The 20,034-nt window shown below is 63.2% G+C and carries 18 protein-coding genes; 14 read left to right on the forward strand and 4 right to left on the reverse strand.

What is annotated here, in order from left to right; translation table 11 throughout:
* Positions 1–5: 5 nt before the first annotated feature.
* The 5 genes from rsmD to ISF28_RS18260 all read left to right on the forward strand — a co-directional run bounded on the left by rsmD (position 6) and on the right by ISF28_RS18260 (position 4,099).
* Positions 6–668: a 16S rRNA (guanine(966)-N(2))-methyltransferase RsmD gene (rsmD, locus tag ISF28_RS18240; protein ID WP_198118598.1), complete on the forward strand. Its 663-nt coding sequence runs from the start codon at positions 6–8 to the stop codon at positions 666–668.
* 121 nt (positions 669–789) lie between these two features.
* The gene (gene coaD, locus ISF28_RS18245) at positions 790–1,290 is read left to right on the forward strand and encodes a pantetheine-phosphate adenylyltransferase (RefSeq protein ID WP_105378666.1); all 501 of its coding nucleotides are present in this window, start codon (positions 790–792) and stop codon (positions 1,288–1,290) included.
* Between the two features lie 13 nt (positions 1,291–1,303).
* Positions 1,304–1,567 (forward strand): YfhL family 4Fe-4S dicluster ferredoxin, encoded by a 264-nt coding sequence (locus ISF28_RS18250; RefSeq protein WP_166857327.1) that lies wholly within the window; start codon positions 1,304–1,306, stop codon positions 1,565–1,567.
* A 282-nt stretch (positions 1,568–1,849) separates the two neighbouring features.
* Positions 1,850–3,445, forward strand: coding sequence for a methyl-accepting chemotaxis protein (locus tag ISF28_RS18255; protein WP_229519182.1), 1,596 nt, complete (start codon positions 1,850–1,852; stop codon positions 3,443–3,445).
* A gap of 51 nt (positions 3,446–3,496) precedes the next feature.
* A complete protein-coding gene (locus ISF28_RS18260; RefSeq protein ID WP_198118600.1) occupies positions 3,497–4,099 on the forward strand; it encodes a chalcone isomerase family protein in 603 nt (200 codons plus the stop codon).
* Between the two features lie 596 nt (positions 4,100–4,695).
* On the opposite strand, the gene ISF28_RS18265 is transcribed toward ISF28_RS18260, so the two are convergent.
* Positions 4,696–4,932: a hypothetical protein gene (locus ISF28_RS18265; RefSeq protein WP_198118601.1), complete on the reverse strand. Its 237-nt coding sequence runs from the start codon at positions 4,930–4,932 to the stop codon at positions 4,696–4,698.
* Between the two features lie 171 nt (positions 4,933–5,103).
* On the opposite strand from ISF28_RS18265, the gene ISF28_RS18270 reads away from it, so the two are divergent.
* Entirely contained in the window at positions 5,104–6,084 is a 981-nt protein-coding gene (locus ISF28_RS18270; protein ID WP_198118602.1) for a LysR family transcriptional regulator, read from the forward strand.
* A 34-nt stretch (positions 6,085–6,118) separates the two neighbouring features.
* Here the strand turns inward: ISF28_RS18270 and ISF28_RS18275 are convergent, their stop codons facing one another.
* Positions 6,119–6,574, reverse strand: a complete 456-nt coding sequence (locus ISF28_RS18275; protein ID WP_036171419.1) for an Lrp/AsnC ligand binding domain-containing protein — start codon at positions 6,572–6,574, stop codon at positions 6,119–6,121.
* 206 nt (positions 6,575–6,780) lie between these two features.
* Here ISF28_RS18275 and putA point away from each other — a divergent pair, with 206 nt between their 5' ends.
* The gene (gene putA / locus ISF28_RS18280; RefSeq protein ID WP_198118603.1) at positions 6,781–10,416 is read left to right on the forward strand and encodes a trifunctional transcriptional regulator/proline dehydrogenase/L-glutamate gamma-semialdehyde dehydrogenase; all 3,636 of its coding nucleotides are present in this window, start codon (positions 6,781–6,783) and stop codon (positions 10,414–10,416) included.
* A 105-nt stretch (positions 10,417–10,521) separates the two neighbouring features.
* The gene (gene ald / locus ISF28_RS18285; protein ID WP_198118604.1) at positions 10,522–11,637 is read left to right on the forward strand and encodes an alanine dehydrogenase; all 1,116 of its coding nucleotides are present in this window, start codon (positions 10,522–10,524) and stop codon (positions 11,635–11,637) included.
* On the opposite strand, the gene ISF28_RS18290 is transcribed toward ald, so the two are convergent.
* Both ISF28_RS18290 and ISF28_RS18295 read right to left on the reverse strand, forming a co-directional pair.
* Positions 11,607–12,404, reverse strand: a complete 798-nt coding sequence (locus tag ISF28_RS18290; protein WP_198118605.1) for a 5'-methylthioadenosine/adenosylhomocysteine nucleosidase — start codon at positions 12,402–12,404, stop codon at positions 11,607–11,609. The genes ald and ISF28_RS18290 overlap by 31 nt on opposite strands.
* A gap of 602 nt (positions 12,405–13,006) precedes the next feature.
* A complete protein-coding gene (locus ISF28_RS18295) occupies positions 13,007–13,288 on the reverse strand; it encodes a hypothetical protein (protein WP_198118606.1) in 282 nt (93 codons plus the stop codon).
* A gap of 322 nt (positions 13,289–13,610) precedes the next feature.
* Between ISF28_RS18295 and ISF28_RS18300 the strand changes: the two genes are divergently transcribed.
* The 6 genes from ISF28_RS18300 (at position 13,611) to ISF28_RS18325 (ending at position 20,006) form a co-directional block, all read left to right on the forward strand.
* Positions 13,611–15,275 (forward strand): GMC family oxidoreductase, encoded by a 1,665-nt coding sequence (locus ISF28_RS18300; RefSeq protein ID WP_198118607.1) that lies wholly within the window; start codon positions 13,611–13,613, stop codon positions 15,273–15,275.
* Between the two features lie 99 nt (positions 15,276–15,374).
* A complete protein-coding gene (locus ISF28_RS18305; RefSeq protein ID WP_198118608.1) occupies positions 15,375–16,148 on the forward strand; it encodes an ABC transporter ATP-binding protein in 774 nt (257 codons plus the stop codon).
* Positions 16,145–16,852, forward strand: coding sequence for an ABC transporter ATP-binding protein (locus ISF28_RS18310; RefSeq protein ID WP_198118609.1), 708 nt, complete (start codon positions 16,145–16,147; stop codon positions 16,850–16,852). Before ISF28_RS18305 ends, ISF28_RS18310 begins: the two co-directional genes overlap by 4 nt.
* A gap of 20 nt (positions 16,853–16,872) precedes the next feature.
* Positions 16,873–18,087, forward strand: coding sequence for an ABC transporter substrate-binding protein (locus ISF28_RS18315; RefSeq protein ID WP_198118610.1), 1,215 nt, complete (start codon positions 16,873–16,875; stop codon positions 18,085–18,087).
* 62 nt (positions 18,088–18,149) lie between these two features.
* Entirely contained in the window at positions 18,150–19,034 is an 885-nt protein-coding gene (locus ISF28_RS18320) for a branched-chain amino acid ABC transporter permease (RefSeq protein ID WP_198118611.1), read from the forward strand.
* A gap of 9 nt (positions 19,035–19,043) precedes the next feature.
* Complete coding sequence (locus tag ISF28_RS18325; RefSeq protein WP_198118612.1) at positions 19,044–20,006, forward strand: branched-chain amino acid ABC transporter permease; 963 nt, start codon at positions 19,044–19,046, stop codon at positions 20,004–20,006.
* The last annotated feature ends 28 nt before the right edge of the window (positions 20,007–20,034 follow it).

Raw genomic sequence — 20,034 nt, forward strand, 5'->3', positions numbered from 1 at the left:
CGCCCATGCAAAAAAAGAAGTCCGCCCCCTCCCACGCCCGCCGTCCGGGCCCGCCGCAACAAGTCCGCATCATCGGCGGCACCTGGAAACGCACCCCGCTTCCCGTCCTCGACGCCCTCGGCCTGCGTCCCACGCCCGACCGTGTCCGTGAGACCGTCTTCAACTGGATCAACCACCAGATGGCGGGCGACTGGGACCGTGCCGACTGCCTCGACCTGTTCGCCGGCAGCGGCGCCCTCGGTTTCGAGGCGGCAAGCCGCGGCGCGCGCGCCGTCACGATGATCGACGCCGTCGGCCCCGTCGTGCGCCAGCTCGAACTGATCAAGGACAAGCTCAAGGCGGACAACGTCCGCATCCTGCGCGCCGACGCCCTCGCCGCGGCGCGCGACTTCGTCCAGCGCGGCCAGCGCTTCGACGTGATCTTCCTCGATCCGCCCTACCAGCAAGATTTCCTCGTCCAGGCCCTGCCGCTCTGCGCGCAGCTGCTGAACGAAGGCGGCCTCGTGTATGCGGAGTCGGGCGAGCGCCTGCCGTTCGCGACGACGGACGATGCGGCCGATGCCGATGCCGACGTCGGCGACGACGTGCCGGCATGGCTGCAGCCCTGGCAACTGGTGCGCGCCGACAAGGCCGGCATGGTCCACTACCACCTGTTGAAGTTGCATTAAAACACCGCTTCCCCCCGCAAAACTGCTTAAAAAATAAGCAAATGGAGGACCACCTCGGGGCGGCTGCCGAAATTTCAGGCATAATGCGCGTCTATTCAGGTGCATTCTCCAGGGAGCCGCAATGGTTGTAGCCGTTTATCCAGGTACGTTCGATCCGCTCACCCGCGGCCACGAGGATTTGGTGCGTCGCGCATCGGGACTGTTCGACACCCTGGTGGTCGGGGTTGCCGACAGCAAGAACAAGCGTCCCTTCTTCTCGCTCGCCGAGCGCCTGGAAATCGCCAACGAAGTGCTGGGCCATTATCCGAACGTGAAGGTCGAAAGCTTTTCCGGGCTGTTGAAGGATTTCGTCCGCCAGCACGACGCACGGGTGATCGTGCGCGGCCTGCGCGCCGTGTCCGATTTCGAATACGAGTTCCAGATGGCGGGCATGAACCGCTATCTGCTGCCCGACGTCGAAACCCTGTTCCTGACGCCGTCCGATCAGTACCAATTCATCTCCGGCACCATCGTGCGCGAGATCGCGATGCTGGGCGGCGACGTGTCGAAATTCGTGTTCCCCTCGGTCGACCGCTGGCTGCAAAAGAAAATCGCCGAGCTGGCCGCCGCCCCGAAAGCGTAAGGTTGATTCTGTCATGGCATTACTGATTACCGACGACTGCATCAATTGCGACGTGTGCGAGCCCGAGTGCCCGAACGAAGCGATCAGCATGGGCGCGGAGTTCTACCAGATCGATCCGCACAAATGCACGGAATGCGTCGGCCACTTCGACGAGCCGCAATGCCAGCAGGTATGCCCCGTCGCGTGCATCCCGTTCAATCCCGAATGGCGCGAAACGCGCGAAGAACTCCAGGCGAAATACGAACGCCTGACCGCGGACAAGGCCAAGGCGGCCTGAACGCACGAGCCGGCCTTGCGCCGGCTTTTCTTTTTGGCGGCCCCGCATCCGCCACGCATGTGTTCCAAAAACACAACACTCTCCCGCACTGCCCTGGTGCGCAGCAAACCCGCATTCTCACTCGGAAGGCCGGGGAAGAGGGTTCCGGGATTGTGCTATTGCAGCAATGAAATAGTTATGAGTCTCTAATTTTGTCAAATTGATCGGTGCTATATTTAATTTGGAAAATTAGCACGCCCATTCTTTTTTTCGGACGAGAGACTCAAAATAATGATTAGAAATATGAGTATCGGCCAGCGTCTGGCCATCGGGTTCGGTGTCGTGATTGCCCTGTTGGTGCTGCTGGCAGGGCTTTCGTATATCAGGATCGCCGGCCTGAACAAGGAAATGGACACCCTGGTCAACGTGCGCTACGCCAACACGGTGGCGGCCAACCGCATCAAGGAAGACGTGAGCGAAGCCACGCGCAGCATGCTCAACGTACTCATCATGACCGATCCGGACCAGATCAAGAAGGAATTGGCGACCACGGAAGCGCGCAGCGCCGGCGCCACCGCCGAGGTTGCAAAGCTGGCGCAGAGCACGAACGATGCCGAGGCCGCCGCGATCCTGAAGGCGCTGGCCGCCATCCAGAACAAATTCCTGCCGGCGCAAACAGCCTTCATCAAGCTCGTCGACGACGACAAGAAGGACGAGGCAATGGTCAAGTTCATGTTCTCGCTGCGCCCGCAGCAGACGCGTTACTTCGAACAGCTGGACAAATTCGTCGCCTGGCAAAACGCCGCGATGCACCAGGCCGGCGCCAATACGGCCGCCGTCACAGAGCGCACGCAAATGCTGATCCTGGCGCTGACGGCGATCGCGGCGGCGCTGTCGCTGGGCGTCGCCTGGCTGGCCACGCGCAGCATCACCCGACCGCTGGGGCAGGTGGTGGACATCGCGCGCCGCGTCGCCGACGGCGATCTCACGAGCGACATCGCGGTCGACAGCCGCGACGAGGCGGGCCAGATGATGGAAGCGCTGCGCCACATGAACGCCAGCTTGATCCGCATCGTCGGCGAAGTGCGCACGAGTACCGAATCGATGTCCTGCGCGTCCGGAGAAATTGCCAGCGGCAACCAGGACCTGTCGACGCGCACGGAATCCCAGGCCATGTCCCTGGCCCAGACGTCGAGTTCGATGCGCGCGCTGACCGGCACCGTGCAGCAGAACGCGGACAATGCGCGCCAGGCCAATATGCTGGCGGCCCAGGCGTCCGAAGTGGCGGCGCGCGGCGGGTCCGTCGTCTCGCACGTGGTCGAGACGATGGGGTCGATCACGGCGTCGTCGAAAAAAATCGTCGACATCATCGGCGTGATCGACGGTATCGCCTTCCAGACGAATATCCTCGCGCTGAATGCGGCGGTCGAGGCCGCGCGCGCGGGCGAGCAGGGGCGCGGTTTCGCCGTCGTCGCCTCCGAAGTGCGCAGCCTGGCGCAACGTTCCGCCGCCGCCGCCAAGGAGATCAAGCTGCTGATCGGCGATTCGGTGGATAAAGTCAAAGAGGGCAGCACGCTCGTCGAACAAGCTGGCGTGACGATGGCGGAGGTCGTCGAAAGCGTGCGCCGCGTCACCGACATCATGGGAGAGATTACGGCCGCCAGCGTCGAGCAAAGCGCCGGCATCGCCCAGGTCAGCCAGACCATCGTCGCGATGGACGAGACGACGCAGCAGAATGCCGCGCTCGTCGAGCAGGCGGCGGCGGCGGCCGCGTCGATGCAGGAACAGGCGCAGCACCTGGCGCGCGCCGTCAGCGTGTTCAAGCTGCAAAATGGCGGCACCGACACGCCGGCGGCGCCGCGCCGGACCCGAACTACCCAGGCACTGGCCGCGGCCTGAACCGCGGCCTTCGATTTTTACAACGACAGCGCTTCCATCAAGGAGACAACCATGACTACCACCCGATTCGCCATCAAGGGCCTGCTCGCCGGCGCCATCCTCACGCTGGCCGCCAGCCTGCCGGCGGTTGCCGCCGTCGTCGACGTCAGCGGCTACAAATTCGACGACGTGACCAAGGTCGCCGGCAAGGATTTGAAGTTGAACGGCGCGGGCATGCGCACCAAGTTCATCATCAAGGTCTATGCGGCCGGCCTGTACCTGCCGGAAAAGAAGAACAACACGGCCGAGATCCTCAAGGAAGAGGGCCCGCGCCGCGTGACCCTGCAAATGGCGCGCGACATTTCGTCGGAGGATTTCGGCAGGGCGTTCATGGATGGCTTGAACGAAAACATCGACAGGGCGGAAAAGCAGCGGATCGTGTCCCAAATCAGCAAGATGGGAGAATTGTTCGCCTCCGTCGACGGCCTCAAGAAGGGTGACGTGCTGCACCTGGACTGGATCCCGGGCACGGGCACGCAAGCCGAGCTGAACGGCCAGAAGCTGGGCGGCCCTATCCCCGACATCAATTTCTACAACGCGATCCTGCGCATCTGGCTGGGCGACAAGCCGGTCGACCGCTCGCTCAAGCCGGCGCTGCTGGGCGAAGCCAAGTAAGCCTCATGACCCCGCGCAACGCGGCCCCGGGCAACCGGCGGCCGCGTTTTTTTTCGCTCCGTAATTTTTACTGCGTACCGTTCGGTTTTCTGGATGAAGGGGGAGGCCTGCCGGCGCGCGGACGCCTCTGGCGGCGCATCCGTTCGACATGATCGATGATTACGATAACTCATTCATGTCTCGAAACCATTCGTGAACTTCGTATATTTTACGTATAACGTTGATTAAAATCCGTACATTTTCATCAATTTCTTCGATTTGAACAATATTTTTCAAACATTTTTTGAAATTTCCACGAGTTCGGCAACTTCCGCGATATGCCATCAACATAGAACGATACGCTCTCAACATGACGACAACTCATCCATTTACCTATCATCGATCTTTTGAGATGGATGTATCGTATCGACTAATTGTTAAATCGAACCGGCAAAAAACGACGTGACAAGCAGAGCGACCGCGAGTTACCCGCGACGGGTGAGACTGGATTACGTTTCGGGGCCGGATGCGCCGGAAGCAGGGCCGAAAAAAAAGCGGCGCCCGGTCATCCGGACGCCGCTTTCGAGAATGAAGCTGTGTAAACTAAACCGTATGGATCAGTGCGATCCCACGACGGCAGCGGCCTGCGCGCGCTGCTTGCGGCGCGCGGCCAGCTCATCCTTCGTGGGGCGCGGGCGCACGACCAGCACCAGCGCACGGGCGATGCCGATCAGGAGGGGGCGGAAGAACATCACGAGGCCGCCCAGCAGGGTCAGCTGGACCATGACGAACAGCACGTGGGTGAAAGGCAGGGCCATCACCGGCGTCTGGAAAAGGGTAGCTGAGAAGGACATGGCAAGCCTCGGAGTGGCAATCTGATCTATTCGTTCGATGTCACTATAGTGCAACGCAACATATAAATCTAATTACACTTTGTAATAGCTATTATATTGATCGTGAATGGAAATCGAGTACACTTGGCATACCCATGAACCATTTTTATTGCCAGTCCTGAACGGAGTCCCATGAGCTTCCTCACGCTTGATCTGAACCTGCTCCGCGTCTTCGACGCCGTCATGACCGAGCAAAACCTCACGCGCGCCGCCGGCCACCTCGCGATGACGCAGCCGGCCGTCTCCAACGCCATCAAACGCTTGCGCGAAAGCCTCGGCGACGAGTTGCTGATCCGCACGGCGTACGGCGTCAAGCCGACGCCGCGCGCGGAAGCGCTGTGGCCGGCCGTGCGCCAGGCCCTGGCCGCGCTGGAAGCGGCCGTGATGCCGGAAACCTTCGACGTGTCGAAGGCCCAGGCGACGTTCCGCATGGCGATGGCCGACGCCACCGCCGCGCTGTGGCTGCCGTCGCTCGTGCGGTCGATCGAAAAAGAGGCGCCGTGCGTCAATATCCGCATGGTGCCGCTGACCACACGCGAACCGCGCCCCATGCTGCTGCGCGGCGACATCGACCTGGCCGTCGGCTTCTTCCCCGGCGTCGCGGCCCAGTTGTCGTACGAAACGGGCTCGCCGATCCGCCACGAGCGCCTATATTCCGGCGAATACGTGGTCGTGATGCGCAAGAATCACCCGCTCGCCCAGGGCAAGCTCGACCTGGACGATTATTGCAAGTCGAACCACCTGCTCGTGAGCTTTTCCGGCCGCGCCCACGGTCTCGTCGACGAAGCGCTGGCGCAGATCGGCCGCGAACGGCGCATCCTGCTGACCGTGAACCAATTCTTCACGGCGGGCCGCGTCGTCGCGAATTCCGACCTCGTGACAGTGCTGCCCAAGCACCTGATCGCGTCGACGGGCGCCGCCGAACAACTGACTTGGCGCGAGTTGCCGTTCCAGCTGCCGGCCGTCCACCTGGACATGCTGTGGCACGAACGCGACGGCCGCAGCCCGGCGCACCGCTGGTTGCGCAAGAACCTGGAAAACCTGTCCGCCACGGCGCAAAAAATGGTGCCGCAGCGGTCGGAAGCGTCGGAAAAGATGGAAAGAATTGCCTGATGACGCATCGCCCCGCCTGGCCGGGGCGATGTGCTTATTTGATGGGCAGTTTGGTCGTGTTCTTGACCTCTTCCATCACGGCATACGTGTGCGTTTCGCGCACACCTTTCTGCAGTAGTGTCTTGCCGAGGAATTCGCGGTAAGCTGCCATATCCTTGACGCGCGCCTTGACGAGGTAATCGAAGCCGCCGGCCACCATGTGGCACTCGAGCACTTCCGGGATCAGCTGGACGCTCTGCTTGAAGGCATCGAAGACTTCCGGGGTCGTGCGGTCCAGCACCACTTCGATGAACACGAGCAGCGACACATCCAGCAGCTGCGGGTTCAACTGGGCGGTATAGCCCATGATGTAACCGGACTCGTGCAACTTGCGCACCCGCTCGAGGCAGGCGGCGGGCGACAGGTTGACCCGGGCGGCCAGTTCGACGTTGCTGATACGCCCGTCGCTCTGCAGTTCGGCCAGGATTTTCTTGCTGATCTTGTCCAGCATCTTGTTCTCTCTCCACTATAAATATTATTTGGTGAAATTCTCTCACCAAAAACTATCTATTGCTAGTCTTCTCTAAAAACAGAATTAATCCAGAAGATTTCCTTCTACAATCGAATCATTGATCCGCACTCGAACGACGCGCCGGCCGTGGCTACGGTGCGGCGCGTTTTGCTGGCGGTCGCCCTTTCACTTTTTTCTGAGCGTCCATGAACATTGCCGCCTTCCCGGCTTCCACCTACGTCCCCTTCGACGCCCTGCAGGCCGAGACGCGCCGCGAACAGACGCCGCTGCGCGCCGCGATCACCGCCGCCTACCGCCGCGCCGAGACCGGCGCCGTGGAATGGCTGCTGGCCCAAGGCGCCTGCGCCAACGCCGACGCCTATCTGCTGGCGCACCGCCTCGTGTCGGCCGTGCGCGAAAAACGCACGCGCTCGTCGGGCGTCGATGCGCTGATGCACGAATTCTCGCTGTCGTCGGAAGAAGGCGTCGCACTGATGTGCCTGGCGGAAGCGCTGCTGCGCGTTCCCGACACGGAAACGGCCGACCGCCTGATCGCCGACAAGATCAGCAAGGGCGACTGGAAAAAACACCTGGGCGAATCGCCGTCGCTGTTCGTGAACGCGGCCACCTGGGGCCTGCTCATCACCGGCAAGCTCGTGTCGCCCAGCAGCGAGACGGGCCTCGGCGCCGCGCTCGCCCGCATGATCGCGAAGGGCGGCGAGCCGCTGATCCGCAAGGGCGTCGACCTGGCCATGCGCATGCTCGGCAACCAGTTCGTCACGGGCCAGACCATCCACGAAGCGCTGAAGAACAGCCGGGACAACGAAACCCGCGGCTACCGCTATTCCTACGACATGCTGGGCGAAGCCGCGCTGACGGAGTCCGACGCCGACAATTACTATGCGTCGTACGAAGCGGCCATCCATGCGATCGGCAAGGCGTCCAATGGCCGCGGCATCAAGGACGGTCCGGGCATCTCGATCAAGCTGTCCGCCCTGCATCCTCGCTACAGCCGCGCGCAGTATGCCCGCGTGATGGGCGAGCTGCTGCCGCGCGTGCGCAACCTGATCCTGCTCGCGAAGCGGTACGACATCGGCATCAATATCGACGCCGAGGAAGCGGATCGCCTGGAAATCTCGCTGGACATGCTGGAAGCGCTCGCGTTCGATCCGGCGCTGGCCGGCTTCGACGGCATCGGCCTCGTCGTGCAGGCCTACCAGAAGCGCTGCCCGTTCGTGATCGACTTCGTCGTCGACCTCGCACGCCGCAGCGGCCGCAAATTCATGGTGCGCCTCGTCAAGGGCGCCTACTGGGATGCGGAGATCAAGCGCGCCCAGGTCGACGGCCTGCCGGACTATCCGGTCTATACGCGCAAGGTGTACACCGACGTGTCCTACCTCACGTGCGCGCGCAAGCTGCTCGCCGCCACGGACGTCATCTACGCCCAGTTCGCCACGCACAACGCCCACTCGCTGTCCGTGATCTACACGTGGGCGAAGGCGGATAACGTGTCCAACTACGAATTCCAGTGCCTGCACGGCATGGGAGAAACGCTGTACGACCAGGTCGTCGGCAAGGACAACCTCGACAAGGCCTGCCGCATCTATGCGCCGGTCGGCTCGCACGAGACCTTGCTCGCCTACCTCGTGCGCCGCCTGCTGGAAAACGGCGCCAACTCGTCGTTCGTGAACCAGATCGTCGACGAGAACGTCCCCATCGACACCTTGCTGGCCGATCCGTTCGAGGCCGCGCGCGCGGCCAAGTGTCTGCCGCATCCGCGCATTCCGCTGCCGCTGGATCTGTTCCCGGACGGCCGCAAGAATTCCACCGGCCTCGACCTGGCGAACGACAACGTGTTGACGGCGCTCGCCGCCGAACTCGGCACGCCGCGTCACTATCACGCCACGCCGCTCGTCGACGGTCCGGTGGAAGCGGCCGGCGCGCTGAACATCGTCAATCCGGCGCAGTCGGCGGACGTCGTCGGCCAGGTGACGGAAGCGACGACCGCCGATGTCGACACCGCCCTGCACGCGGCCGTCGCCGCCGCGCCGGGCTGGGAGGGCGCCGGCAACGGGGCCCGCGCGGACGTCATCGCCCGCGTCGGCGACCTGTTCGAGCAACACCGCGGCGAACTGATGGCCTTGGCCGTGCGCGAGGCGGGCAAATCGCTGCCGAACGCGATCGCGGAAGTGCGCGAAGCCGTCGATTTCCTGCGCTATTACGCGGCCGAGATCCGCAACGCGCAGCAAGCCAGTGCGCTGGGCGCGGTCGCGTGCATCAGCCCTTGGAACTTCCCGCTGGCCATTTTTACGGGCCAGGTCGCGGCCGCGCTGGCCGCCGGCAATGTCGTGCTGGCGAAGCCGGCCGAGCAGACGCCGCTGATCGCCCACCGCGCCGTGCAATTGTTCCACGAAGCCGGCGTGCCGAAGGGCGCGCTGCAGCTGCTGCCGGGCCGTGGCGAAACCGTCGGCGCCGCGCTCACGGGCGATGCGCGCGTAAAAGCCGTCATCTTTACGGGGTCGACAGAAGTCGCACAATTGATCAATCGCACATTGGCCGCGCGCGCCGCCAGCGAAGGCTGCGATATTCCGCTGATCGCCGAGACGGGCGGCCAGAACGCGCTCATCGTCGATTCGTCCGCGCTGCCGGAACAAGTCGTGCAGGATGTCCTGACCTCGGCATTCGACAGCGCCGGCCAGCGCTGCTCCGCGCTGCGCGTGCTGTTCCTGCAGGAAGATATCGCGGACAAGACGATCAAGATGCTCAAGGGCGCCATGCAAGAATTGCGCGTGGGCGTGCCGGACCGCCTTGCCACCGACATCGGCCCCGTCATCGACGAGGAAGCCCAGCAAAACCTGCTCGGCCACATCGAGCGCATGAAGGCGAAGGCGAAACAGCATTTCTCGCTGGACCTGCCGGAAGCGTTACAGGCGCAGGGCACGTTCGTGCCGCCGACCGTGCTCGAGATCGGCTCGATGAGCGAATTGAAGCGCGAAGTCTTCGGCCCCGTGCTGCACGTCGTGCGCTGGCGTCGCACCGACCTGGCGCAAGTCGTCGACACGATCAACGCCACCGGCTACGGTCTCACGCTGGGTGTGCATTCGCGCATCGACGAGACGATCGCGTTCATCACGACGCGCGCCCACGTCGGCAACATCTACGTGAACCGCAACATCGTCGGCGCCGTCGTCGGCGTGCAGCCGTTCGGCGGGGAAGGGAAATCCGGCACCGGGCCCAAGGCCGGCGGCCCGCTGTACCTGAAGCGCCTGCAAAAGGACGCGGCGCCGCTGCTGCACCACGCGCGCCGCGGCAATGAGGCGCTGGACGGGCTGCTTGCCTGGGCCCAGGCCAACGGCCACGGCGGCATCGCCCCGCTGGCGGAGCGCTATATGGAAACGACGCTGGACGGCGAACGCATCGAGCTGCCCGGTCCGACGGGCGAGCGCAACCAGCTCGATTTCGTCCCGCGCGGCACCGTCCTGTGCGCGCCGACCGGCATGGCCAGCCTGCTGAACCAGCTGGCGGCGGCGCTCGCGACGGACAACCGCGCGCTCGTGCTGATGGCGGAGAACGTCTCGCTCCCCGCCGCCGTCGAGGAGCGCGTGCGCTGGATCGGCGCGCAGGACCTGGGCGGCAGCGACTTCGCCCTGGCCCTCGTCGAGCAAGATATGGAAGGGGATTTGCGGCAAAAGCTGGCGGCCCGTCCGGGTGCCATCGTCGGCATCGTCGACACCCGCGAAGGCGATGCGATCGCCCTGTGGCGACTGGTGGCGGAACGCGCCCTGTGCATCAACACGACCGCGGCTGGCGGTAACGCAAGCCTGATGACGCTGGGCCAGTAAGCCAGGTCTACATGGACGCGAACGCCGCGGAGTAGGCTGGGCCTCTTCCGCGGCGTTTTGTTTTGGAAGTTCTTGGAAGTTCAGCTGCTTAACTTGGAGGAAGACATGTTAGTAGGCGTACCAAAAGAAATCAAAAACAACGAATTCCGGGTGGGCCTCACGCCCCCCAGCGTGCACGAACTGGCCGCGCGCGGCCATCGTGTGATCGTGCAGGCCGGCGCGGGTGCCGGCATCGGGTTGACGGACGAGCAGTACACGGCCGCCGGCGCGACGATCGTGGCGTCCGCGCAAGAGATCTTTGCGCAGGCCGACATGATCGTGAAGGTCAAGGAACCGCAGCCGCAGGAGTGCGCGATGCTGCGTCCGGGACAGATCCTGTACACGTATCTGCACCTCGCACCGGATCCGGCGCAGACGGCGGCCCTCGTCAAATCGGGCGCCGTGTGCATCGCATACGAAACCATCACAGGCCCGGGCGGCGGCTTGCCGCTGCTGGCGCCGATGAGCGAGGTGGCGGGGCGGATGTCGATCCAGGCCGGCGCCAGCCACCTGGAAAAATCGAAGGGCGGCGCCGGCATCCTGCTGGGCGGCGTGCCGGGAGTCGCCGCGGGGCATATCGTCATCGTCGGCGCCGGCGTGGTGGGGACCAATGCGTTGCAGATGGCCGTCGGCATCGGCGCGCGCGTCACCGTTCTCGATAAAAACGTCGACCGCCTGCGCCAGCTGGATCTCGTCTACGGCAACCGGATCACGACCCTGTATTCGAACGCGCACGCGATCGAGGAAGCCGTGCTGTCGGCCGACCTCGTCATCGGCGGCGTGCTCGTGCCCGGTGCCGCGGCGCCGAAGCTCGTCACGCGCGACATGGTGGCGCGGATGAAAAAAGGGGCCGTCGTCGTCGACGTGGCGATCGACCAGGGCGGTTGCTTCGAAACGTCGCATCCGACGACGCACGCGGATCCGACCTTCGTCGTCGACGGCGTCGTGCATTACTGCGTGGCCAATATGCCGGGCGCGGTGGCGCGCACGTCGACGTTCGCGTTGAACAACGCGACGATAGGCCACGCCGTGGCCTTGGCGAACAAGGGGTGGCGGCAGGCCCTGCGCGACGACGTTCACCTCAAGAACGGCCTGAACGTCTGCGAGGGCAAGGTGACGTATGCCGCCGTCGCGAAGGACCTGGGCTACGACTACGTGCCGGCCGACACGCTGCTGGCCTGACCCGCGTCCGCGTTGCGCCAGCCCAGGCAGAACTGCCTGACGATGTGAAACGCATACCGCGCGGCCACGGATTTCACGAAACGCATGAAATCCGTGGCCGCGTGTTCATTGGCGTTGTCGGAAATCGTCCGGATCACGCCGAATGGGATGCCCAGCTCGAAACAGGCTTGCGCCACCGCGGCGCCTTCCATCTCCACCGCCAGTAATCCCGGCAAGGCCTCATTCAACGCGTTCAGACGGTCCATGTCGCTCACGAACTGGTCGGCGCTGGCGATGAGGCCTCGATGCAGCCGCGGCCCGCTGAGCGCGAATACGGCCCGTTCCGCGGGATCGACGGCGAGGGCGAAGTCGTCTTCCAGGAAGCGACGGGCTGCGTCCGCCAGTTGCAACGCGACGTGGTGATCGGACGGGAAGTGCGTCAATCCCGTCAACGGCACCTCATAACGGGGAAACAAGGGACTTGCATCCATGTCGTGCTGGACGAGCGATTCGGCCACGACGATGTCGCCGACACGGATGGAAGGATCGCCGGCACCGGCCACGCCCGTGAACAGGATGTGGGTAACACCGAACTTCTCCACTAGCGTTGCGGTCGTCAGTGCCGCGGCAACCTTGCCAATTCGCGATAAAACGCACACAGCGTCGATTTCCCACAGTCGTCCGAGAAAGTACTCGCGCATGCCATGCATGAGCTTGTAGGGCCCTTCCATGGCCTCCACGAGCCCCTGCTGTTCTTCGTGCAACGCGCTGATGATCCCTAATCGCATGTTTCAGCCTTGTTCTGGATGGGTTGACGGGCCGGTTTTGGTCGGTTTTGCCCGGTTCTGGCGACTTGCGCACGCTGTTCCCGCTGTTTTTGTCTTAATAAAACAAAGATGTATATAAAAAATGGTAGTGATAGTAAACGCGCTTCTGTCTGTGGATAAGAAGGAATTTATCTACAGCGTCAACGGTTTACGCGATCGCGGACCGGCTGGACAAGCATTGTATCGATGCTGGACCGTTGTTGGACAAAAAGCTGGCGAGCAGAAAAAACGGCCGTTCTGCACATCCGGTCCTGTGGATATGCAGGACCTTTTCCACAGTCGAACCGGTTTGCAGTGGATGCGGAGGGTTGATTTGCCGTTCTTGCATGCATGCAGGACGCGCTGTCTCTTGTGGATGCGACAGGTGCATCGCGTTCTTTCTGTAGACAAAACGGTGTTCGCGTCATGTCGGCCTTGCCGCCAGTCGTGCGGCTGGAAGCGTTCGTTCGAAGCCGCGACGGTTTTCCTTCTTTAGTTAACTTGGATAGAAAGAAAGGATAGTGATGATAGTAAACGCTGTCCGATCTGTGGATAAACCCGATTTTTTCCACAAGCTCAAGGGTTTACGTGCGCCGGAAGCGCTTGAACAAACCTTGCTTCTGGACGGGACCGAAACTGGACAAGAAATTTGCCGTCGCATTGTTCGGCAGTTCCGCACATTCGATCCTGTGGATATTCAGCAGCTTATCCACAAAAGGGCCGGAAATCGGTGTTTTGAGTTGCCGGAAGCCGGCCTGGTCGACGTCGCGCAGAGCTTGTAGCGGGGAACGCGTCCGGAGTCGGTCGATTTTTTTTTTGCTTGCAGGAAGAGATCGTCGCAGCGCACCGTGGCCGGAGCCGAACATTTTTTTTTGCGTTCGCAACGGGTCGTCAGGTTTACACCCAAAAGCATGTATACAGAATAATGGTAGTAGTTAACGGTGGCACTCTTCTGTGGATAAGCCGGGTTTTTTCCACAACATCAAACGTTTACGGTTCGCATAAGGCAGTGGGCTGGTCTTGTATGTGCCTTGTGGCAAAACTGGATAAAAAACGCGGCTGTGCGAAAACGCTGTCTTCCCCACATTTCGTACCTGTGGATATTCATACGCTTATCCACAGCCGGAGGACCGCTTGTGAGCTTGATGATCTGGTAAGCTTGCTCAACCGAATCACGCGTGAGGATCCATGGAATCCGCCGGAGTATTCGATGTCATCATCGTGGGGGCAGGTACCGCCGGTTGCGTGCTGGCCAACCGGCTGAGCCGCAAGCCCGACGTGCGCGTCCTGCTGATCGAGGCCGGCGGCAGGGACGATTACCTGTGGATCCACATCCCCGTCGGCTACCTGTATTGCATCGGCAACCCGCGCACCGACTGGTTGTTCAGGACGGAAGCGGATCCCGGCCTCGCGGGCCGCTCCCTGATCTACCCGCGCGGTAAGGTGCTGGGCGGCAGCTCGTCGATCAACGGCATGATCTATATGCGCGGCCAGGCGGCGGATTACGACCGCTGGGCCGACATCGCGGGCGATCTGTCCTGGCGCTGGGATCGTGTTTTGCCCATTTTTAAGGCAAGCGAAGACCACCATGGCGGCGCCAGCGCCATCCACGGCAGCGGCGGCGAATGGCGAGTCGAGCGCCAGCGCTTGTCGTGGGAAATCCTCGACGCCTTTCGCGAGGCGGCCGCCGAGACGGGCATCCCGAAAGTCGACGATTTCAATGGCGGAGACAACGCCGGCTGTGCCTATTTCGACGTCAACCAGCGGCGCGGCATCCGGCTCAACACGGCGAAAGCGTTTCTGAAGCCGGCTGCGACGCGGGCCAACCTGACGATCATGACGGACTGCCATGTGGAAAAGCTTGTCCTCGAGCAGACGGCGCAGGGCGTTGCCTGCCGCGGCGTGCGATTCACCCGCGGCGGCCGCGCATTCACGGCCACGGCACGGCGCGAAACCCTGCTGGCCGCCGGCGCGATCGGCTCGCCCCACATCCTGCAATTGTCCGGCATCGGGCCGGCCGGCTTGCTGCACCGGCACGGTATCGAACCCGTCGTCGATGCGCCTGGCGTCGGCGAGAATTTGCAGGATCACTTGCAACTGCGCATGGTCTACCGCATCACGGGCGCCCATTCGCTCAACACGAGTGCCGCGTCCTGGTACGGCAAGATCAAGATCGGCATGCAATATCTGCTGTTCCAGAGCGGGCCGATGTCGATGGCGCCGTCGCAGCTGGGCGCGTTTGCCCGGTCCGATCCCGGCCAGCCGACGCCGAACCTGGAATACCACGTGCAGCCGCTGTCCCTGGACAAGTTCGGCGATCCGCTGCACGGCTTTCCCGCGTTCACGGCCAGCGTCTGCAACTTGCGGCCGACGGCGCGCGGCCACGTCCGGCTCGCGGCCAACGACAGCTATGCGCCGCCGAAAATCGTCCCGAACTATCTCAGCACGCCGGAAGACCGCAAGGTGGCGGCCGACGCGCTGGCGCTCACGCGCCGCATCGTGGCCGCACCGGCCATGGCGGCCTACCGCCCGGAAGAATTCAAGCCGGGTCCGCATTACCGCACGGAAGACGAGCTGGCGGAGGCGGCCAGCCTTATCGGCACGACGATCTTCCACCCCGTCGGCACGTGCCGGATGGGAAAAATGGACGATCCGTTCGCCGTCGTCGACAGCCGGTTGCGGGTCAAGGGCGTCAGCGGACTGCGCGTGGTCGACGCGTCCATCATGCCGACGATCACGTCCGGCAACACCAACTCGCCCACCCTGATGATCGCGGAAAAGACCGCGCAGCTGATCGTCCGCGAATGGGATGAGCTGGGCAAATTTGCACAACGGGTTTGCGCGCCGTCATGACCTAACGCAGGGCGACACATCAGCCGTGTGCTGTATCTTGACGAGTTCCAAAAGTGTGTATGATTTGTAAAGCTTGCATCACGACAGCGAGGAGACGCAATGTCGGACGTCATTCTGGAAACACGTGATCTGACGAAGGAATTCAAGGGTTTTACGGCCGTCAACCAAGTGAATCTGCAGGTGCAGCGGGGCCACATCCACGCGCTGATCGGGCCCAATGGCGCCGGCAAGACGACGTGTTTCAATCTGCTGACCAAATTCCTGTCCCCGTCCGGCGGCCGCATCCTCTTCAACGGCGCGGACATCACCGGGCTCAAACCGGCGCAGATCGCGCGCCGCGGCATCATCCGCTCGTTCCAGATCTCGGCCGTCTTCCCGCACATGACGGTGCTGGAAAACGTGCGCATCGGCCTGCAGCGCGCGCTCGGTACCAGTTTTTATTTTTGGCGCAGCGAGGGCTCCTTGAGCCAACTCAACGATCGCGCCATGCAACTGCTGGCCGAAGTCGACCTGGAAGAGTTTGCCGGCAGCGTCACGGCCGACCTGCCGTACGGCCGCAAACGCGCGCTCGAGATCGCGACGACGCTCGCCATGGAGCCGGAACTCATGCTGCTGGACGAACCGACGCAGGGCATGGGCCACGAAGACGTGCACCGCGTGACGGCACTGATCAAGAAAGTGGCGGCCGGCCGCACGATCCTGATGGTGGAACACAATATGAACGTCGTGTCCGGCATCTGCGACCGTATTTCCGTGCTGCAGCGGGGCGCCGTGCTGGCGGAAGGCACCTATGGCGACGTGTCGCGCAATCCGCAAGTCGTCGAAGCGTATATGGGCAGCGCCGACGGCCACCTGGCGGGGGCGCACGGATGACGCCGGCACTGGAGATCGACAACCTGCAAGCGTGGTACGGCGAATCGCACATCCTGCACGGCGTCAGCCTGGCCGTGCAGCCGGGCGAGGTGGTGACCCTGCTGGGCCGCAACGGCGCCGGCCGCACGACCACCTTGCGCGCCATCATGGGCCTGACGGGCGCGCGCACCGGTTCCATCCGCATCAATGGCGTCGAGGCGATCAACCTGCCCACGCACCGCATCGCCCACCTCGGCATCGGCTATTGCCCGGAAGAGCGGGGCATTTTCGCTTCGCTGTCGACGGAGGAAAACCTCATGCTGCCGCCGCGCCTGGCCGGCCGCGATGCCGGCATGTCCGTCGACGAGATCTACGCGATGTTCCCGAACCTGTACGAACGCCGCCGCAGCCAGGGCACGCGCCTGTCCGGCGGCGAACAGCAGATGCTGGCGGTGGCCCGCATCCTGCGCACGGGCGCGCGCCTGCTGCTGCTGGACGAGATCTCGGAAGGGCTGGCGCCCGTGATCGTGCAGGCGCTGGCGCAGATGATCACGACGCTCAAGGCGAAGGGCTACACGATCGTCATGGTGGAACAGAACTTCCGGTTCGCGGCGCCGCTGGCGGACCGGTTTTATGTCATGGAACACGGCCGCATCGTCGAGACGATCGCGGCCGCGGAACTGCAGGCCAGCATGCCGGCGTTGACCGAGCTGCTGGGTGTTTGATCATCGACAACGGAGACCACATGAAACGCACGACACGCACCGCGCTTGCCTTTACGGCTGCCACCTTGACCGCCGGTTTGTCCGCGTCGGCCCAGGCCCAGATTTCGGGCGACACCATCAAGATCGGCTTCATCACCGATTTATCCGGCGTGTATTCCGACATCGACGGCAATGGCGGCGCCGAAGCCGTGCGCATGGCAATCGCTGACATGGGCGGCGCGATCAACGGCAAGAAGATCCAGTTCATCGTCGCCGACCACCAGAACAAGCCGGACATCGCCGCCGGCAAGGCGAGGGAGTGGTTCGACCGCGAGGGCGTCGACATGCTGATCGGCGGCACGAATTCGGGTGCGGCCCTGGCCATGGCCAAGGTCGCGGCGGAAAAGAAAAAAGTCTTTATCGCCATCGGTTCCGGCAGCGCGCAACTGACCAACGAACAGTGCACGCCGTTCACCGTGCACTATGCCTATGACACGGTCGCGCTCGCGCGCGGCACGGGCGCGACGATGGTCAAGCACGGCGGCAAGACGTGGTATTTCCTTACGGCCGACTATGCGTTCGGCCAGTCGCTGGAAAAGGACACGACCGACGTCATCAAGGCCAACGGCGGCAAGGTGCTGGGCAGCGTCAAGCATCCGCTGGGCGCCTCCGACTTTTCGTCCTTCCTGCTGCAGGCGCAGGCATCGAAGGCGCAAGTGCTGGGGCTGGCGAACGCCGGCGGCGACTTCATCAATTCGGTCAAGGCGGCGAAGGAATTCGGCCTGACGAGCAAGATGAAGATCGCGGGCCTGCTCGTGTTCATCAACGACATCCACACCCTCGGCCTGGCGACGACCCAGGGCTTGTATCTGACCACGGGCTGGTACTGGGACTTGAACAACGACACGCGCGCATGGGCCAAGAAATACTTCGCCAAGATGAAGAAGGAGCCGTCGATGCTGCAGGCGGCGGATTATTCGGCCGCGATGACCTACCTGAACGCCGTCAAGGCGATCGGCACGGACGATGGCGAGAAGGTCATGGCCCAGCTGCGCAAGACCAGGATCAACGACATGTTCACGAAGAATGGCGAGCTTCGTCCGGACGGCCGCATGGTCCACGACATGTATCTGATGCAGGTTAAAACGCCGGCCGAGTCGAAGGGGCCGTGGGACCTCTACAAGGTCGTGGCCACGATTCCGGGCGCCCAGGCGTACACGACCAAGGCCGAGACCAAGTGCGCGGCCTGGAAGTGAGCTCGACGTAAGCGTGTGGCGGCTGGCGCCGGCCGCCATGTCCAACCTTGATGACGGATCCCATGGATATTTTCGGCGTCCCCCTGCAGGCGATGATGGGCCAGCTGCTGCTGGGCCTGGTCAACGGTTCGTTCTACGCCATGCTGTCGCTGGGCCTGGCCGTGATCTTCGGCCTGCTCAACGTGATCAATTTTTCGCACGGCGCGCTGTACATGATGGGCGCGTTCGCCGCCTATATCGGCGTCACGTCGTTCGGCCTGAACTACTGGACGATGCTCGTGCTGGCACCCCTCGTCGTCGGCGCGTTCGGCATCCTGATCGAAAGGACGATGCTGCGCTGGTTGTACCGGTTCGATCATCTGTACGGCCTGCTGCTGACCTTCGGCATCACCTTGCTGCTGGAAGGCGTGTTCCGCTCGTTTTTCGGCGTGTCCGGCCAGACGCTGGACGTGCCGGACGCGCTGTCCGGCGCCACCGACCTCGGCTTCATGATCCTGCCGAACTACCGTGCCTGGGTCGTGTTCGCGTCGCTCGTCGTGTGCCTGGCGACGTGGTTCACGATCGAAAAGACCCGGTTGGGCGCCTATTTGCGGGCCGGCACGGAGAACCCGAAACTGGTCGAAGCGTTCGGCGTCAACGTGCCCCTGATGGTGACGTTGACCTATGGCTTCGGCGTCGCCCTGGCCGGCTTCGCGGGCGTGCTGGCGGCGCCCGTCATCAACGTCACGCCGCTGATGGGGTCGAATCTCATCATCGTCGTGTTCGCCGTCGTCGTGATCGGCGGCATGGGCTCCATCCTCGGTTCCATCGTGACGGGCCTGGCTTTGGGCGTCATCGAGGGCCTCACGCGCGTGTACTACCCGGAAGCGTCGGAAGTCGTCGTGTTCGTCGTGATGGTGATCGTGCTGCTGCTGCGTCCCGCCGGCCTGTTCGGCAAAGAACGATAAGGAAGCACTATGAACAGAAAGTTCGGCTATGGCCTCGCGCTGGTGCTGGCACTGGCGGCGCCGTTCGTCGGCTATCCGGTGTTCCTGATGAAGCTGCTGTGCTTCGGCCTGTTCGCCTGCGCCTTCAACCTTTTGATCGGCTACACGGGCCTGCTGTCGTTCGGCCATGCCGCGTTCTTCGGCGGCGCCGGCTATGTCACGGGGTACGCGCTGGCCGTGCTCGGCTTGCCGTTCGAGGCGGCGCTCGCGCTGGGCGTGCTCGCGTCCGCCGCGCTGGGCCTCGTGATGGGGCTGTTGGCGATCCGGCGCCAGGGCATTTATTTTGCGATGATCACGCTGGCGCTCGCGCAGATGGTGTATTTCGCCGCGCTGCGCGCGCCGTTTACGCACGGCGAGGACGGCTTGCAGGGCGTCCCGCGCGGCAAGCTCCTGGGCGTGCTCGATCTCGGCAACGATGTCACCTTGTACTTCGTCGTGCTGGCGATCTGCGTGGGCGGCTTCGCTTTGATCGTGCGCACCGTGCACTCGCCGTTCGGCCAGGTGCTGAAGGCGATCAAGGAAAACGAGGCGCGCGCGGTGTCTCTGGGCTACGACGTCGATCGCTACAAGCTCGTCGCCTTCGTGCTGTCGGCCGCGCTGGCGGGCCTGGCCGGGGCGACCAAGACCGTCGTGCTCGGCTTCGAGACGCTGACGGACGTGCATTGGTCGATGTCCGGCCTCGTCATCCTGATGACCCTGGTCGGCGGCATGGGCACGCTGGCCGGGCCGATCCTGGGCGCCTTTCTCGTCGTCGCGCTGGAAAACAAGCTGGGGGACCTGGGGAACTTCCTGGCCGAGACGACGCATGTAGAATGGTTCGCATCACTCGGGGAATCCGTGGGCATCGTCACCGGCTTCATCTTTGTTGCCTGCGTGCTGCTGTTCCGACGGGGCATCGTCGGCGAGATCGCGGCGGCGCGCAAGGCCGCGTAGCGGTGCCGGTCGAGTTTTCAAGGAGGCG

The sequence above is a fragment of the Massilia rhizosphaerae genome (assembly GCF_016093545.1).
In the GTDB taxonomy this organism is placed as follows: domain Bacteria; phylum Pseudomonadota; class Gammaproteobacteria; order Burkholderiales; family Burkholderiaceae_D; genus Telluria; species Telluria rhizosphaerae.

What these genes read in the sequence shown, in the direction of transcription:
- rsmD (WP_198118598.1), top strand. Translation starts at nt 6, where the DNA reads ATGCAAAAAAAGAAGTCCGCCCCCTCCCACGCCCGCCGTCCGGGCCCG.
- coaD (WP_105378666.1), top strand. Translation starts at nt 790, where the DNA reads ATGGTTGTAGCCGTTTATCCAGGTACGTTCGATCCGCTCACCCGCGGC.
- ISF28_RS18250 (WP_166857327.1), top strand. Translation starts at nt 1,304, where the DNA reads ATGGCATTACTGATTACCGACGACTGCATCAATTGCGACGTGTGCGAG.
- ISF28_RS18255 (WP_229519182.1), top strand. Translation starts at nt 1,850, where the DNA reads ATGAGTATCGGCCAGCGTCTGGCCATCGGGTTCGGTGTCGTGATTGCC.
- ISF28_RS18260 (WP_198118600.1), top strand. Translation starts at nt 3,497, where the DNA reads ATGACTACCACCCGATTCGCCATCAAGGGCCTGCTCGCCGGCGCCATC.
- ISF28_RS18265 (WP_198118601.1), bottom strand. Translation starts at nt 4,932, where the DNA reads ATGTCCTTCTCAGCTACCCTTTTCCAGACGCCGGTGATGGCCCTGCCT.
- ISF28_RS18270 (WP_198118602.1), top strand. Translation starts at nt 5,104, where the DNA reads ATGAGCTTCCTCACGCTTGATCTGAACCTGCTCCGCGTCTTCGACGCC.
- ISF28_RS18275 (WP_036171419.1), bottom strand. Translation starts at nt 6,574, where the DNA reads ATGCTGGACAAGATCAGCAAGAAAATCCTGGCCGAACTGCAGAGCGAC.
- putA (WP_198118603.1), top strand. Translation starts at nt 6,781, where the DNA reads ATGAACATTGCCGCCTTCCCGGCTTCCACCTACGTCCCCTTCGACGCC.
- ald (WP_198118604.1), top strand. Translation starts at nt 10,522, where the DNA reads ATGTTAGTAGGCGTACCAAAAGAAATCAAAAACAACGAATTCCGGGTG.
- ISF28_RS18290 (WP_198118605.1), bottom strand. Translation starts at nt 12,404, where the DNA reads ATGCGATTAGGGATCATCAGCGCGTTGCACGAAGAACAGCAGGGGCTC.
- ISF28_RS18295 (WP_198118606.1), bottom strand. Translation starts at nt 13,288, where the DNA reads ATGTTCGGCTCCGGCCACGGTGCGCTGCGACGATCTCTTCCTGCAAGC.
- ISF28_RS18300 (WP_198118607.1), top strand. Translation starts at nt 13,611, where the DNA reads ATGGAATCCGCCGGAGTATTCGATGTCATCATCGTGGGGGCAGGTACC.
- ISF28_RS18305 (WP_198118608.1), top strand. Translation starts at nt 15,375, where the DNA reads ATGTCGGACGTCATTCTGGAAACACGTGATCTGACGAAGGAATTCAAG.
- ISF28_RS18310 (WP_198118609.1), top strand. Translation starts at nt 16,145, where the DNA reads ATGACGCCGGCACTGGAGATCGACAACCTGCAAGCGTGGTACGGCGAA.
- ISF28_RS18315 (WP_198118610.1), top strand. Translation starts at nt 16,873, where the DNA reads ATGAAACGCACGACACGCACCGCGCTTGCCTTTACGGCTGCCACCTTG.
- ISF28_RS18320 (WP_198118611.1), top strand. Translation starts at nt 18,150, where the DNA reads ATGGATATTTTCGGCGTCCCCCTGCAGGCGATGATGGGCCAGCTGCTG.
- ISF28_RS18325 (WP_198118612.1), top strand. Translation starts at nt 19,044, where the DNA reads ATGAACAGAAAGTTCGGCTATGGCCTCGCGCTGGTGCTGGCACTGGCG.